The following is a 14,180-nucleotide window of genomic DNA, read 5'->3' as shown; positions in this document are numbered from 1 at the left end:
GTGCCGGATCCGCCCGTCGGAGCACCGCCGCCCGTACTGGCGACTCCGCCGGTCGCGGAAGCACCGCTGGTCGCGGAGCCTCCACCCGTGGTGACTCCCCCGCTCCCGCTCGGTGACCCGCCGCCTGTGCCCAGAGCATCTCCCCCGGCGCCGCCGGATCCTGTTTCTGAAGAGCAGCCAGAGAGGTTCAAGAGGGCGAGGACGGGGACCGCGAGAGCGGTTAATTTGTACGAGGCACGAGAACGGACAGACATGAAGGCCTCCATGTTTCGAGTGCAGTGGCGGAATGCGACACGCGGCGCATGACACGTAGTGCGTGACGCGCGGGAAAACAGCCGTGCTTATGGTGGACGGTAGGTGAATATTTGTGTTTTCGCGCTGGTGACGCTGCTTTCGTCAAGCGTGCGAATTTGCGCTGTGACTATGCCAATGGCACGTGAGCGAGCCCTCGCGCCCGGGTCGTCACCTTCGTACCATCCATCATGGTGAAGGAGTCGTGCAGCTTGTCATACGCCTTCAGATCGCTGAAGGCGGGCATGTTGGGCACGGGACAGTCCGCGCCGGGAGGCTCGACCCCAACCAGCGTCGTGTCCCCGCCGCCCGTCGGGTCCGAGCCGCCGACGCCCGCATCGCTCGTGCTGGGGCCGCACGCGGCGAACAGGGGGAGGAGGGCCGTTAGGGGGAGAGGTTGGGAGAAGGCTGGCCGCAACGACACCATCAGACGCCCATTCCCAGCGGAGGGCGGTTCGATCACGCTTATCGCTGGAAATCGTACGACCGGAGCGGGCGGCGTTTGGTCAGGATGCGCGGCGTCTGGTCAGGATGCAAATGTTCAACAGGTGCGTAATCGATGTGATCCATCCGGATCGTCTCCGGGACCACCTTGGCGTTGCCCCATCGCGCTTCACAGCCCCGCTCCCGCTCGCCGGAAGGTCGTGAGCGTGCACGACGCCCGGCGGCTTGGGCACCACCGCGCTGCGCCACGTGGCGTGTGGCGCGAGCACGCCGTTGGAGATCACGAGCGGATATCTGGGCGGCGGTACCAGCGCAGCGAGCCGCGCCAGCAGATCGACCGGCGTCATCACGCGGTGGGGGGCGCAGCGCCCTCCGTACTTGACGCGGTAAGCAACTTCAGAGATCACCTCCGGCGCGCTGGAGTCGATCGACCTGAGCTGTTCGAGACCACAGAGTCACGGCTGAACATTCGCTTGCACGGCTCGCGAACGGCCGTACGGAGACGTGGGTGTCCGATCGGACCGGACACAGCTCGTCGCGGAGGTCGAGCTCGGTCTTCCGCAGCTCCGTGGCGATGCGAGCCCGCTCCTCCACCTCGCGCTTGAGCTTCTGCAGCGCCTAGGCCAGGAGTTGACCGGTCGCCCAGGCGGGCGACCACAACCTGGTCGGGTCTGCCGCAACCTGGGTCCGAGCTTGATCGGAGGTGCCGCAACCTGGGTCGCCCTGCCTCCCGGGGGCAGGCCTGCGGTCACCCGGTGCCGGTCGGCGTCCAGGACGGGGCATCACTCGCCGGGAACGACTCGTCCGACGCCTCGTCTTCGCGCTCCTCGGCGGATTCCTTGGGGGAGAGCGCGCCGCCGCGATTGACCGGCGCCTCCGACGTCCCCGACCCGGAGGGGCGATCCGCCTTGTCCTCGGGCTTGGCGGACTGGCCCTCAGGGGCCTCCTTACGCTGCTCCGTCGTCGCCTTCTCGTTCGTGTTCATGCACCACCTCCAGCGTTCTCTGTTCCTTCCCTCGACTCCTGGAGCCGACGAGGCGGGCCGCAAGGGGGGACCCCGAGCCGGACCGCGGACACTGCCCGTTCCGCGGTGAACCGGCGTATCCATGGGCGTCTCTCCTGACGGATTGATCCGGAATCTGCCGTAGGCGGAGCGGGAGGGCGGGCGAGGGGGACGTTTTCCTCAGCGCGCGGCCTGCGCCGGGACGAAGCGCTCCATCACGGCCTTGCGCAGCAGCTTCGGGGGCAGGATGCCCTGGGCGAGCACGAAGTCGTGGAACCGCTGCGCGTTGAAGCGGAGTCCCATCAGGGACTCGACCTCGTGGCGCAGGTCCATCAGCTTGGTGAACCCGTAGAAGTACGACGTCGCCTGCCCGGGCGCCCGGAACGTGTAGCGCTCGACCTCGGACTGCGCGAAGGGCGCCGACAGGACGACCTCCTTCTCCAGGAAGGCGCGCGCGGCCTCCGGCGTGATCGTGCCCGCCTGGAGCTCCGGATCGAGGAAGGCGCGGGCGGCGCGCAGCAGTCGGTACTGCAGGGAGACGAGCTGGCCTTCCGGCGGCATGTACGGGAGCAGGATGGCCTCCGCGTAGAGGGCCCACCCCTCCACGTTGGCGCTGTTCTCCGCGAACACCGCCCTCGCGATCGACACCCCGCGCTCGACGAGCGACGCGAACTGGAGCTCATGGCCGGGGCGCGCCTCGTGGGCGGTCAGCGTCCACGAGGCCGCTGCATGGGTGAAATCGTCGATCTTGCGCATCGCCTCCGAGGTGCCGGGCGGCGCGGGCAGGCTGAGCGGCAGCACGAACTCCCCCTCTTCACCCTGGTTGTCGAGCAGCCGCGGCGGCCGCATGTGCGGCGCCGGCGACTCCGCGCTCTCCGCGGCCGTGCCGAGCCGGATGCGCGCCGGCCTCTCGGGCAACGTGACGAGGCGCTCCTTCGCGATAATCGCCTCGATCTGGGCGAGCCGCTCCCGGTAATGCGGCAAGATCGCCTCGCCCACGAGCTGCTCCTGCTTGAGGGCGCGGATCACGTCGCGGTAATCCGAGCTCGGCAGGTTGCGCGCCTTCGCGACGCGCAGCGCGAGCTTCTGCATCTGGCCCTGGAGGTCGTTGAAGGCCGCGTGGGCGAGGCGCGCGAGCTCCGCGGGCGGGACATCGACGCCGAACGCCTCGAGCGCGAACGCATAGAGCGGCGGCGGCAGCGCGAAGCCGGTCCGCGCCTTCGGGAGCACCTCGGTCCGCAGCGCCGCGTCGTAGGCCTCGAGCTGGCGAGTCAGCGCGGCGAGCGGCTCCTCGTGACCGGCGATGGCGTATTTCCGGAAGAGCTCACCGATGCCCTCCCGCACGCGCGCGTTCGTGGAGAGATGCCGCTCGATCTCCATCCTGGATGGGGTGAGCAATCCAGGTTTCGCGAGGTCCTCGATGAGCCCGGCCTTGGCCCGCTGGGTGATGGGGGTGTAGCCCGCGTCGAGACCCGCATAACGCCGGAGCCGGGTGAGGGCCGACGCGCGCCGCGACGGTGAGATCCGGTCGTCCAGCAGGCTCGCGATGCCCTGGAACACGAGCCCCGTGACGTGCACGTAGCTCACGCTGTGCTTCTCCTCGAGCTCGGATGCGCGGATGGCCCTGTCCGCCGCGTCGACCAGGATCTGCAGGTCCTCGGCGACCGCCGGGTCTCTCTCGGCCTCTCGCCGGCTCTGGAGCTCCACGAGGGCCGCGCGGTAGGCGGCGCGCTCCCGCGCCTCGACCCCCGGCGAGAGGTCGGTGATCTCCTGATCCACCCGGGCGATCCCCAGCGATCCGGCGTGCTCCGGCGAGAACCTCGCGAGCACGTCGAGGAGCACCTGGGCGTGCTCGTTGCTGCGCTGCACCCAGGCCGGCGGCCGCCTGCCCGCCGCGGGCGCCTCGCCCGGCGCGGCCGCAGGCGGCGCGCTCGGCGCCGCCGCGGACAGGGGAGCCGGCGCGAGGGCCGGGGGCGGCGCCTCGCCGGCGCACGCGACCAGGGGGACGAGGGCGAAGAGGCGGAGCGCGCGCAGGGGCATGACGCTGCTCTTGCATGGGCGGCGCCGAGCGCCAACGGCCTCGAACCGCGCACGCACGCGCGTCTGCCAGGCGTGTGAGCTCACCGCGCGAGGGGGATGTCACGCATCCGTCCTCGCTTCCGACACGCTTCTTTCCGTGATATCCGCCCGCGGAGGTCCCTTCCATGTCTCGCTCGCCGCGCTGTTTGTCGCTGATTGCCACCCTCGCCGCGCTGAGCTGCGGCGGCGCCCCCGCGGGCAAGCCCGCCGGCGCGCCCCCCCGGCCGGCCGCGGCGGCGCCTGCCGTCGACGCGCCTCCGCCCGCCCCGGAGCGCCCTGCGCTCGCGGCGATCCCCGACGACGCCGCGAGCGTCGTCTACCTGAGCGGTGAGCGGCTCCGGGCGAGCAGCGTTTACGAGGTCTACCGGCAGGTGATGGCCTCCGACGTGCCCGAGCTCCGGGGGTTCCGCGCGAGCTGGAAGGAGCTCATCCAGCGCTGCGGCTTCGATCCCGTCGAGGTGGTGCAGGAGATAGCGGTCAGCGCCCGCGCCAGTGCCCCGGACGGCCTCGAGCGTCCTGTCCTCGCGGTGGCCCTCGATCGGCCGCCGGCCGCGGCCGTCGCGTGCATCGAATCCTTCTTCGAGGGGGCGACGCGGACGTCGGTTGCCGGTGCGCCCGCGGTGCGGCTGCCTTCCGGTGCGGTCGCGGCCAGCGCGGGGAGGTTGATGCTCGTCGGCGCGGAGCCCGCCGTCGCGCAGGCCGCTGCGCGCGTGGCGTCGGGCGCGCCGGCGTCGCTCCCTCCGCGCGCTGCGGGGGCCCTCGCCGAGCGCCGCGGCGCGGTCCTCGTGGCCGTGGTCGATCTTGCGGCCGGGGGCGACGATGTCGTGGAGAGCGCGACGGTGGCGCTCGAGAGCGACGCCGCCCACACGGCCCTGCGGGCGGAGGTCGATGCCCGCACGGAGGCGCTGGCGTCGGACATGGCGGCGACCGTCGACGCGATCCTCAAGCAGCCTGCGGTGGCCCAGGGCCTCCCCGGCGTGCGCGCGACGAAGGAGGGCCGCAGGCTCACCGTCGAGGTGCGCGCCGACGGCGACGTCGCGACCCAGGCCGCCACCCTGGGCACGCTCGCCGCGCTCGGCGTCCACGGCGTCCGCAAGTACCTGGCGAGCGCCAAGGCCGCAGAGGCGAAGACCAACGTCTCTTCCATTGCGACGCTGCTGGCGGCGCACGTCCTGTCGATGCCCCCGGCGAAGCGCCGCATGCCCGCGTCCGCCCCGCCGACGCCCAGCGCCGTGCCGAGCGGCACGAAGCACATCCCCACCGAGCAGGACTGGAGCCATCCGACGTGGAAGGCCCTGCGCTTCGACGTGCGTGAGCCCAGCTATTACAGCTACGAGATCCTCACGGCCAAGGACGGCCGCAGCGCCGTCGTCCGCGCGACCGGCGATCTCGACGCCGACGGCGTGTTCTCCCGCTTCAGCCTGCCGGTGACCCTGAAGAAGGATGGATCCATCGACGTCCCGCAGGAGCTGCAGATCGAGAACGAGCTCGAGTGAGCTCGCGCCCTTCCCGAATTCGCGCCCTTTCCGAGCTGGCCGCCCCAGTCGAGGTGTTCCTGGCGCCCGAGCGCTGATGTTCACGAGAGGGCCCGAACCAGAAAATCGGTAGGCCCCTGGGGAGGGGGGTCGTGGCGCGGCGCGGGGAGGGCCGATGTTTGAGCCTGAGACATCTCTCCTCCGGCTCCGCCGGAGGGGAGATGTCTCAGGCGAGTTCGGCGGGGCCCCGCGCCGCGCCACGACCCCCCTCCCCAGGGGCCGGTCCGCCTCGGATCCCCGCCTCCCGTCTCACCCTCGCCGCCGCCTCCACCTCCGCAGCGCCGTCCCCGCCGCCGCCGCCCCGAGCGCCGCCGCCGCCCACCTCGGATCCGCTGCCGCCGATCCCCCGGGAACAGCGCACCCGCACCCGCCCTCCACGGGCACCTCCTTCGCCGGATCCACCATGACGTTCACCTGGTCCGTCGCCTCCAGAACGCCGTCGCTCACCGTCACCTCGAACGTGAGCGTCGTCGCCGCCGCGACCTCGGGCGCCACGAACGCCGCCAGCGCGCCCTCGCCGCTCAGCTTCACCGCCGGCCCCGCCGTCTGCGCCCAGGAGAACGTCAGCGCGTCCCCGTCGGGATCCGAGCTCCCCGACGCGTCGAGCGCGACCTCCTCCCCGATCGCGACGGCCTGGTCCTCCCCCGCGTCCGCGACCGGCGCGGCCTGGCATGAGGCCGTGTCCTCGACCATCGTCGCGAACGGCGTGTTCGTGATGCCCGCGAACCCGATGTCGTCGACCTCCCAGCCGACGTCGCCCGCCGCCTGGTCCGTGCCGATCCGGAAGCGCACCCGCGCCGTCTTGCCGGCCAGCGCCGTCCCGAGATCGACCGTCACCTTGTCGGTCGCCGGCCACGAGGCGTTGCGCGCGACATAGGCCCTCCGCCGGCCCAGCGGATTGCCGGACTCGCTCGTGAGCCTCCCGCCGTAGCCGGGATCCGCGAACCGGTCGATGTCGTCCCACGTCTCGCCGCCGTCGACGCTGATCTCGATCACCGCGCCGTCCCAGAACGTCCCGTCGCTCATCTCGAACTGGTGCCGGTGCGCGAACGTGAGCACGAACGGCTCGGTCGCGCTGACCTCGAGCGGCGGCGACACGAGCGCCGCGTCGGCGTACGTCCCGACGTCGACCCCGCGCCACACCCGGTTCGGCGCGACCCCCTCCGCGCGCGCCCAGACGAGCTCGCTCGCGAAGCCGTCGACGGTCCACGCCGTCGTCTGGGTCTCCACGTCGTCGACCGCCGACGACGCCAGGATCTGATCGTAGTTCACGCGCCGCACCAGGGCCTCCACGCGGCTCGGCGAGCACGCCTCCGCGCTCTTCAGCGTGAGGCTGAGCTTCAGGTCCTCGGCCGGCTTCACCGAGCGATCCAGCCTCACCGCCACCTTCGCGGTGCCGGTCGCGAACGGCGCGACGTCGCCGAACGACACCCGGCCGCCGTCCGGGAACGTGACCCCGCCGCCCGGCGCCTCGATGGAGGCCACCGCGTCGGTCAGCGGCGCCGCGCCGCGGTTCGCGATCTCGATGGCGATCGTGCCGGACTCCTCGGCGTCGAGCAGCCCGTCGCGGTCGCACGACGCGGCGCTGTCGTCGAGCTCCGCGCGCACCAGCGAGATCTCGGGCTGCACCCGGAAGCTCTCGACCACGCCGGTGAGGTCGTTCGAGTCGGCGCGCGGCGACGCGGCGCACGTGCCGGCGCCGCGCCGCGCGAACCCCTCCGCCAGGGCCAGGAAGTCGCCCTCGTCGCCGGCGAGCGCCGCGGCGAGGAGCGCGTCGCGCTGCTCGGTGTATGTCGGGTTGGCCGGGGCGAGCTTCATGCCGGCGACCACGTAGTCGGACATCCGCCGCCGGCTCTCCTCGAACGGGCGGGGCGGGGTCAGGCCCTCGCCGCGCCGGATCAGCGCGGCGTAGGCCTCGAGCAGCATGCTCGCCCAGACCTCGCCGGCGTTGTGCACCTCGGCGTTGCCGGGCGCCCCGACGTTGAGCGGGTGATCGGGGAGGCGCTCGCCGTTCGAGATGTGCCGGAATGTCAGCCCGTTCTTGGCGAAGTCGACGGAGTAGGGCGCGCGGCGGATGCCGAAGTAGCTGTCGCCGAGCGCCGCGCTGCCGTAGCCGGAGAGCGGGTACGCGCCGCTCAGGTCGTCGCCGTCGCGCAGCGCCATGTGCAGCGCGATGAAGTCGCCCCACCCCTCGCTCTGGGCGCCGCACATCTGCGTGCCGCACGGGACCAGCCGGAGGTGGAGGTAATGGCCCCACTCGTGCGCGACGATGGTGTTGTCGATGGTGCCGTCGCGCTCCACGGTGGGCTCGCGGCGCAGGGTGACCAGGAGCGGCTCGACCGCGCCGGCGAGCGCCGCCTTGAGCGCCGCGCCGTCGGCCATCGAGACGCTCTGCGTCGGCGTCGCCACGTCGGCGTCGCCGTAGAGCCGCGGCGCCCCCTCGTCGTCGCGGTTGTTCGCGATGATCACGCCGACCGCGCCCGCGCGCTGCGCGTTCTGCGCCTTCTCCGCGAAGGTGCATTCGCCCCGGTCGACGAGGGCGATCTTGCCGGTCAGGTCGATCGCGATCGGGCCGCACGCGTCGCTCCTGGGCGCGACGCCGTCGTCGGCGAGGGCGAGCTCGCCGGTCACCTCGTAGCTCCGGGGCCCGAACGAGGCGGTGTTCGAGCCGTAGTTGGCGTTCTGCGGCGCGACGCTCAGCGACTGGAGGTCGGGCCCCGTCCACAGGTACATCTGCATGCGCGGGGACGCGCCGTCGTAGGTCGCGTCCATGTTCGCGTTGTCGCGGCTCTCGCCGGGCGCGTCGTCCTGCGCCTCGGCGAGCAGCGGGTCGCCGTCCTCGCCGCCCCGGCCGAGGTTGTCGCGCTGGGCGTTGCCGGCGGCCTCGTCGAAGCCGGAGTCGTAGTACCAGTCGTGGAGCCAGTTCGTGACGTAGAAGATCTGGGTGACGGCCGCCATCACCTGCCCGGGCGCGGCGAGCGGCTCGGCGGCCGGGTCATAGGTGTAATCGAACGCGAGCGGCCCCGAGAGCGCGGCGCGCGTGTCGCCCCGGGAGAACCCGTCGGGCGCCTTGTGGTCGGCGTAGGCGTCGACGTTGTTGCCGCGGGTCGAGGTCGCGTCCGCGGGCAGCCACGGATCGGCGGCGCCGTCCGGGTTCGTGTTGAACCCCTCGATCGAGAGGAGGTTCGGCGCGACGAACCGCGGGAGGAAGCCGTCGGGCCGCCCCGTCGGGTGAGGGGAGAAGTCCTCGAGCGGCCCGTCGAGCGGGGTGTGCGGGGGCGCGGTGTCGGCCCAGACCCGGTAATCGAACGCGGCGGCGTGGGAGAGGTTCTCCCGGTAGAGCATGCGCCCGTCGCCGGCGGCGAACACCCAGGCGTATGCCGCGGAGCTCGTGCTGCCGGCGTCGCCCGAGAGGAGCTCGACGAAGTAGCCGGGGACGAGCCGGTCGGGGAGGGGGAAGAGCACCTTCTTGACCCGCGCCGGCTGTGTGAAGCGCAGGCCGCCGACGCGGTCGCGCGCGTGGGTGGTGTCCGCGAGGTCGAAGAGGTGATAGCCGCCCTTCGGCGCGGCGTGCTCGCGCAGGTCGACCGTCTTGATGGCGAGGCGGTGCGCGTCGCGGACGGCGTGGACGACCGCCTGGGCCGGGGAGCCCGAGAACGCGCGGGTGCGCTTCGCGCCGGGCGCGGGCGCGGCGGCGCCGGGCGGCAGCGGGGCGGCGGACGCGTGCAGGTTGCCCGAGAGGGCGACGAGCGCGAGGTCGCGCCGCATGAGGACCTTGATCTCGCTGCGGAAGACCGGGACGCCGTCGACGTCCTGGCCGAGCGTCACGACGACGCCGCCGCGCCCGGTGTCGTGGATCTTGCGCACCACGGCCGTGTCGAGCGCGGTGCGGGGCAGGCCGTAGAGGCGCGCGTGCCGCTCCAGGTGCCAGCGGGCGGCGGCCTCCGCGGTGCCGTGGGTCGCGGGCGGGCGGCGGCCCGGCGTGGACGCCCACACGAAGGTCGGCACCCCGCGCTGCGGATCGGTCGACGCGACGAGCCCGCCCGGACCCGCCGGCGGCGCGACGTGCGCGACGCTGGCCGGCAGCGCCGGAGGCGCCTTGAAGTAGGCGTCGTAGTTCGGTCGTTCCCGCGCGTGGGCGAGCGGGGCGGCGAGCAGCGCGAACGAGAGCGCGGTATACCGGGCCGAAACCTTCATGCTTCCAGATCTCCGAAGGAACGATGCTTGATTGAGCGGAGCACGCACCGCGCAACACGCCAACACACGCTGCACCCGGGGCGCCGCGCGCCCGCCGGTCGCACTTGCGACGGCGGGCACCCTACCTGCGGCGTGCGTGCAGGGGAAGCTCGGCGGCGCGCCTCCGTCATGGGCCGTAAGGCGCCTCTCATGCGGTTTCCACTGTCGCCGTTCACAGGAGTTGCGTCGGGGGGAGTGAAGCCAGGAACGGAGAGGAGCTCTTTCAGGCGTCGTTCATGAGTCCATGAACTACAGGCTCGCCCTGCGCCAGGTGAGATGCGCGCATGGCTGGCGGACGGGGCGGCGCCTCGGGGCGGCCTCGGCGCCCGGTGCAGCCGAGGACGGGTGTACTGCCGTGTTTGCTGGCTAGTCCGTAAAGCCGGCGGGGTCGCGGGCTCGTCCGTCGAGGCCGGGGCGCTCGTGGACCTATCGGTTGGCGCCCGACGCCGGGGCGCTCGTGGTCTCGTCCGGAGGTCGCTCGCGGTCTCGTCCGGAGGTCGCTCGTGGTCTCGTCCGGAGGTCGCTCGTGGTCTCGTCCGGAGGTCGCTCGCGGTCTCGTCCGGAGGTCGCGCGGCCAGGGGACGTGCTCCGTCGTGGGCGCGCGATCTGGCTCACCCGCGAGTATGACAAAGGGGTGACACGCGCCCCGGCGTCCGGGCACTAGCCTCACAAAACCAGCCCGTGATCCACAGCTTGCACGTCGAGACCAAGCTCCTCTCCGAAGAGCTGTGCGCTCTTCTGCGACAGGTCGATCCCGCCGTTTTCGTCTTCCGCGACGAGCCCGAGGTGCGCGCCCGGGTCGACCGGGTAGTGTCGCGCCTCCGGGCGCTCGTGGTGGCCACCGAGCGCGAGGACGCTGGCGGGGCGCTCGAGCGGCTGCGCGAGCGCCTCCGCGCGCTGCTCGCCGCGGTCGAGCGCGCGACCCCGGCCCGGACGCCCTCGCCCAAGGCGGCGTGGATCGCGTTCCAGCGCGAGGTGCAGCCCGCGTACGAGTCGCTGGCGCTGACCCTGCGGGGCGTCATCGCCGCGCCGCCGAGCGTCCGGCCGACGAACCACGCGCGCAGCCTGTGGCATGTCGGGTCGGGGCTCGCGGTGCTGGGGCTGGTGCAGCTGCTGCCCGAGCGCGCCTGGCTCGTGGCGGTGAGCGGCGCGTTCGCGGCGACGGCGTGGTCGCTGGAGGTCGCGCGCCGGATGAGCGAGCGGGCCAACGAGCGGCTGATGCGGTTCTTCCGGCTCATCGCCCATCCGCACGAGCGCTACCGGGTGAACTCGGCGACCTGGTACATGACGGCGCTGCTGCTGCTCGCGCTGTTCGCGACGCGGCAGACCCAGTCGGTCGGGGTGGTGGTGCTCGCCGTGGCGGACCCGGCGGCGGCGCTCATTGGCCGTCGCTTCGGCCGCACGCGGCTGCTGGAGGGCCGGTCGCTGGAGGGCACGCTCGCCTTCGTCGCGGCGGGCGCGCTGAGCGCCTTCGTGGTGCTGTCGGCGCTCGGCCCCGCGCCGCTCGCCGCGCGGCTGTTCCTCGCCGCCGTGGCCGGCCTGGCCGGCGCCGCCACCGAGCTGTTCTCGTCGCGCCTCGACGACAACTTCACGATCCCGCTCGCCGTCGCGGCGGCGGTCACCGTCGCCGGCTGATTTCAAGCAGCGAGGGCGCGCCCGTCGGGCACGTCGCCACGCCGTGACCATGGCCGAGCCGGCATGCCGCCGTCGCGCGTCACGGACGAGGCCTGTCGCCGATCTCGACCGCAAGGCGATCGAGGTACTGTCGCATGAACTCGGCCCGACGGGCCCCTTCGCGGCGTCCGGCCGAGGTTTGAAGGGTCTCGGCGGTCTTGAACAGCTTCACGTAGAAGTGGTCGATCGCGTTCTCGCGGTCGTTCCACGCCCGCTGCGTGGCGAACGGATCCCGGGGGTCATAGAACCGGACGCCGAGCAGCCCGCCTACGGCGAAGCAGCGGGCGATGCCGATCGCGCCGAGGCCATCGAGGCGGTCGGCGTCCTGCACGACCTTCGCCTCGAGGGTCCTCGGCTCGATCCCGGCGCTGTAGCTGTGGGCCTCGATGGCGTGGGCGATGTCCGCGAGGAATGCCTCCGGGTACTCGACGCTCCGGAGGAAACGCAGCGCCTCCTCCGCGGAGAGCCGCGAGGCCTGGGAGCGCCTCGGGTCGTTCTTCGGGACGTTCACCAGGTCGTGCAGCCAGGCGGCCGGGACGACGACCTCGAGCCTCGCGTCTTCCTCCGCCGCGAGGGCCTTCGCCGTGGCGACCACACGCGAGAAGTGCGCCAGATCGTGGGCCGGATCGTTGCCCAGATCGGTCTGCTCGAGCTTCTCCACGAAGAGCGTTTCCCAGTCCTTCATCACCCGGCTCTTATCCGCGGCCACGGGCGCGCGCAACGGCGAGAGGGCGACCCAACGAACTCGAAGCTGGAGCACGGTCTGTCAGCGCGGCTGGCGAAGGGAACCGCCTCGCTTTGAACTACGGCGCTGAATGAGAGGCCGATCCGCGACAAGAGCTATGAGCCTCGGCAGGTGCGCGCGGGCGTCCGCCGTGCTCGGCCCGTGTGAGCTTCACATGCTCACGAGCGAACGGACGCTACCACGTCACAGCGGCGGTGGCGTAGGGCGTAGTGTGTGCGCGCGCCATCTCCGATGACCTTGTCGCAACACGTGCCCAGGGACCTTCCAACCGTCGGCAGACGCGCCACGCCATCAAATTTGAAGCAGGACGTAGCGCGTGCTGCTCACGTAATCTGGAGGCGCGGCGCACAGCTCGCCGCAGGGGGAGCCTCGTGGAGCTCATTCTCATCATCTTGTTCGTGGTCGCATTGGCCACGGCGGCGTTCTTCGCGTCCAAAGAGCACAAGACCAGCGGTTCGCTCCGGCAGGTGGAGGGCTCGCTCCGGCAGGCGGAGAGCGCTCTCCAGCAGGCGAGAGGCGAGCTCAAGCTGGCGCTCGACACGAACGGAGGTCTCAGCCGGCACATCGCGAGCCTGCAGGAGCAAGTCCAGCGCCTGAGCCGCTACCAGACGATCGCCGACGCCGAAGCGGCCGCGGCATCGATACGCATGCAGACCGAGGGCTGGGCGGCGCAGCTGCGGGCGCACGCGGAGGCCGCTGCGACCGAGCTCACCACGGGCGCCCGACGCGAAGCCGATCGCCTCGTCGCCGACGCACGCGCCGCGCACGCGCAGGCGCATGCCGCGGCCGACGCGCTGAAGGCGCAGGCCTCGGCGGAGGCGCAGGCCGCCCAAGCTGCGGCGCGCGCCTCCGTTCAGGCGACGCTCGCTCAGGCTTCCGCGGACGCGGCGCGGCTCGTCGACAATGCGAACCGGCGCGCCGAGGAGATCGCTGGCGCTGCGCTCACCGCGCAGCGGGAAGCGAAGCGCCTCGAGCAGACCGCGCAGGCTATGAAGAACGTGATCGAGGGTTACGGCGACCGGTATGTGATGCCGACCGCCGGTCTCCTGGACGAGCTCGCCGAGGAGTTCGGCTTCGCCGAGGCAGGACAGCGCCTCAAGGCCGCGCGCGGCAAGTGCCGCGACATGATCAGCGATGGCGAGGCGGCCACGTGCGACTACGCCGAGGCGAACCGGCGCACGACGGCCATCGCCTTCGTGCTCGACGCGTTCAACGGCAAGGTCGACACGATCCTCGCCGATGTTCGACACGACAACTTCGGGACCTTGCAGCAGAAGATCCGGGACGCGTTCATGCTGGTGAACCAGGGCGGGCGCGCTTTCCGCGAGGCGCGGATCCTGCCCGCGTACCTCGACGCGCGGCTCGAGGAGCTCCGGTGGGCGGTAATCGCGCAGGAGCTCAAGCTGAAGGAGCGCGAGGAGCAGCGACAGATCAAGGAGCGCATCCGCGAGGAGGAGAGGGCGCAGCGCGAGTTCGAGAAAGCGAAGAAGGAGGCGGAGAAGGAGGAGGAGACGATCCGGAAGGCGATGGAGAAGGCGCGCCGGGACGTGGAGAAGTCGAACGACGAGGAGCGCGCCAAGTACGAGCAGAAGCTCCTCGAGCTGTCCGAGCGGCTCCGCGCGGCGGAGGAGAAGAACCAGCGCGCCGTCTCGATGGCGCAGCAGACGAAGGCCGGACACGTCTACATCATCTCGAACGTGGGATCGTTCGGAGAGCACGTCTACAAGATCGGCATGACACGGCGGCTCGAGCCCCTCGACCGCGTCCGGGAGCTCGGCGACGCGAGCGTGCCGTTCGAGTTCGACGTACACGCGATGATAGCGAGCCAGGATGCTCCGGCCCTCGAGCGCGCGCTCCACCAGCGGTTCGTCCGGAGCCAGGTGAACAAGGTGAATCCTCGCAAGGAGTTCTTCCGTGTCCCGCTCCACGACGTCCGGCAGGAGATCGAGCGCATGGCGCTGGAGGTGACGTGGACGCTGGCGGCCGAGGCGCGGGAGTTCCGCGAGACGCAGGCCATCGAGCGCGCGATGGTGAACAAGACCTTCGACGAAGCCGCCTGGCTGCAGGCACAGGCGAAGGCCGAAGCGGCGCCGGCCTTTGAGCGCGAGTCCGCCGAAGCTACCGCCTGACAACGACGAGCGTCGGGGCCATCACGGACGGGCGCGGTCCGGAT

Annotated in this window: 7 protein-coding genes; 3 read left to right on the top strand and 4 right to left on the bottom strand. The window is 71.9% G+C overall.

What is annotated here, in order from left to right; translation table 11 throughout:
• Window positions 1-1,483: 1,483 nt before the first annotated feature.
• A complete protein-coding gene (locus WMF43_RS26645; protein WP_437668773.1) occupies window positions 1,484-1,720 on the bottom strand; it encodes a hypothetical protein in 237 nt (78 codons plus the stop codon).
• A 198-nt stretch (window positions 1,721-1,918) separates the two neighbouring features.
• On the bottom strand, window positions 1,919-3,778 hold the full coding sequence (locus WMF43_RS26640; RefSeq protein WP_437668772.1) for a DUF885 domain-containing protein: 1,860 nt from the start codon (window positions 3,776-3,778) through the stop codon (window positions 1,919-1,921).
• 185 nt (window positions 3,779-3,963) lie between these two features.
• Here WMF43_RS26640 and WMF43_RS26635 point away from each other — a divergent pair, with 185 nt between their 5' ends.
• Window positions 3,964-5,313, top strand: coding sequence for a hypothetical protein (locus tag WMF43_RS26635; RefSeq protein ID WP_437668771.1), 1,350 nt, complete (start codon window positions 3,964-3,966; stop codon window positions 5,311-5,313).
• Window positions 5,314-5,601: 288 nt separating this feature from the next.
• Here WMF43_RS26635 and WMF43_RS26630 read toward each other — a convergent pair whose 3' ends face one another.
• Window positions 5,602-9,549 (bottom strand): M36 family metallopeptidase, encoded by a 3,948-nt coding sequence (locus WMF43_RS26630; RefSeq protein WP_437668770.1) that lies wholly within the window; start codon window positions 9,547-9,549, stop codon window positions 5,602-5,604.
• 720 nt (window positions 9,550-10,269) lie between these two features.
• On the opposite strand from WMF43_RS26630, the gene WMF43_RS26625 reads away from it, so the two are divergent.
• Window positions 10,270-11,223, top strand: a complete 954-nt coding sequence (locus WMF43_RS26625) for a diacylglycerol/polyprenol kinase family protein (RefSeq protein WP_437668769.1) — start codon at window positions 10,270-10,272, stop codon at window positions 11,221-11,223.
• A 79-nt stretch (window positions 11,224-11,302) separates the two neighbouring features.
• On the opposite strand, the gene WMF43_RS26620 is transcribed toward WMF43_RS26625, so the two are convergent.
• Complete coding sequence (locus WMF43_RS26620) at window positions 11,303-11,947, bottom strand: HD domain-containing protein (protein WP_437668768.1); 645 nt, start codon at window positions 11,945-11,947, stop codon at window positions 11,303-11,305.
• 431 nt (window positions 11,948-12,378) lie between these two features.
• Between WMF43_RS26620 and WMF43_RS26615 the strand changes: the two genes are divergently transcribed.
• Window positions 12,379-14,136: a DUF4041 domain-containing protein gene (locus WMF43_RS26615; protein WP_437668767.1), complete on the top strand. Its 1,758-nt coding sequence runs from the start codon at window positions 12,379-12,381 to the stop codon at window positions 14,134-14,136.
• Window positions 14,137-14,180 lie beyond the last annotated feature (44 nt).

The organism is Sorangium sp. So ce131, from assembly GCF_051519095.1.
Lineage (GTDB): Bacteria > Myxococcota_A > Polyangia > Polyangiales > Polyangiaceae > Sorangium.
This window is presented reverse-complemented; position numbering and strand designations above follow the sequence as displayed.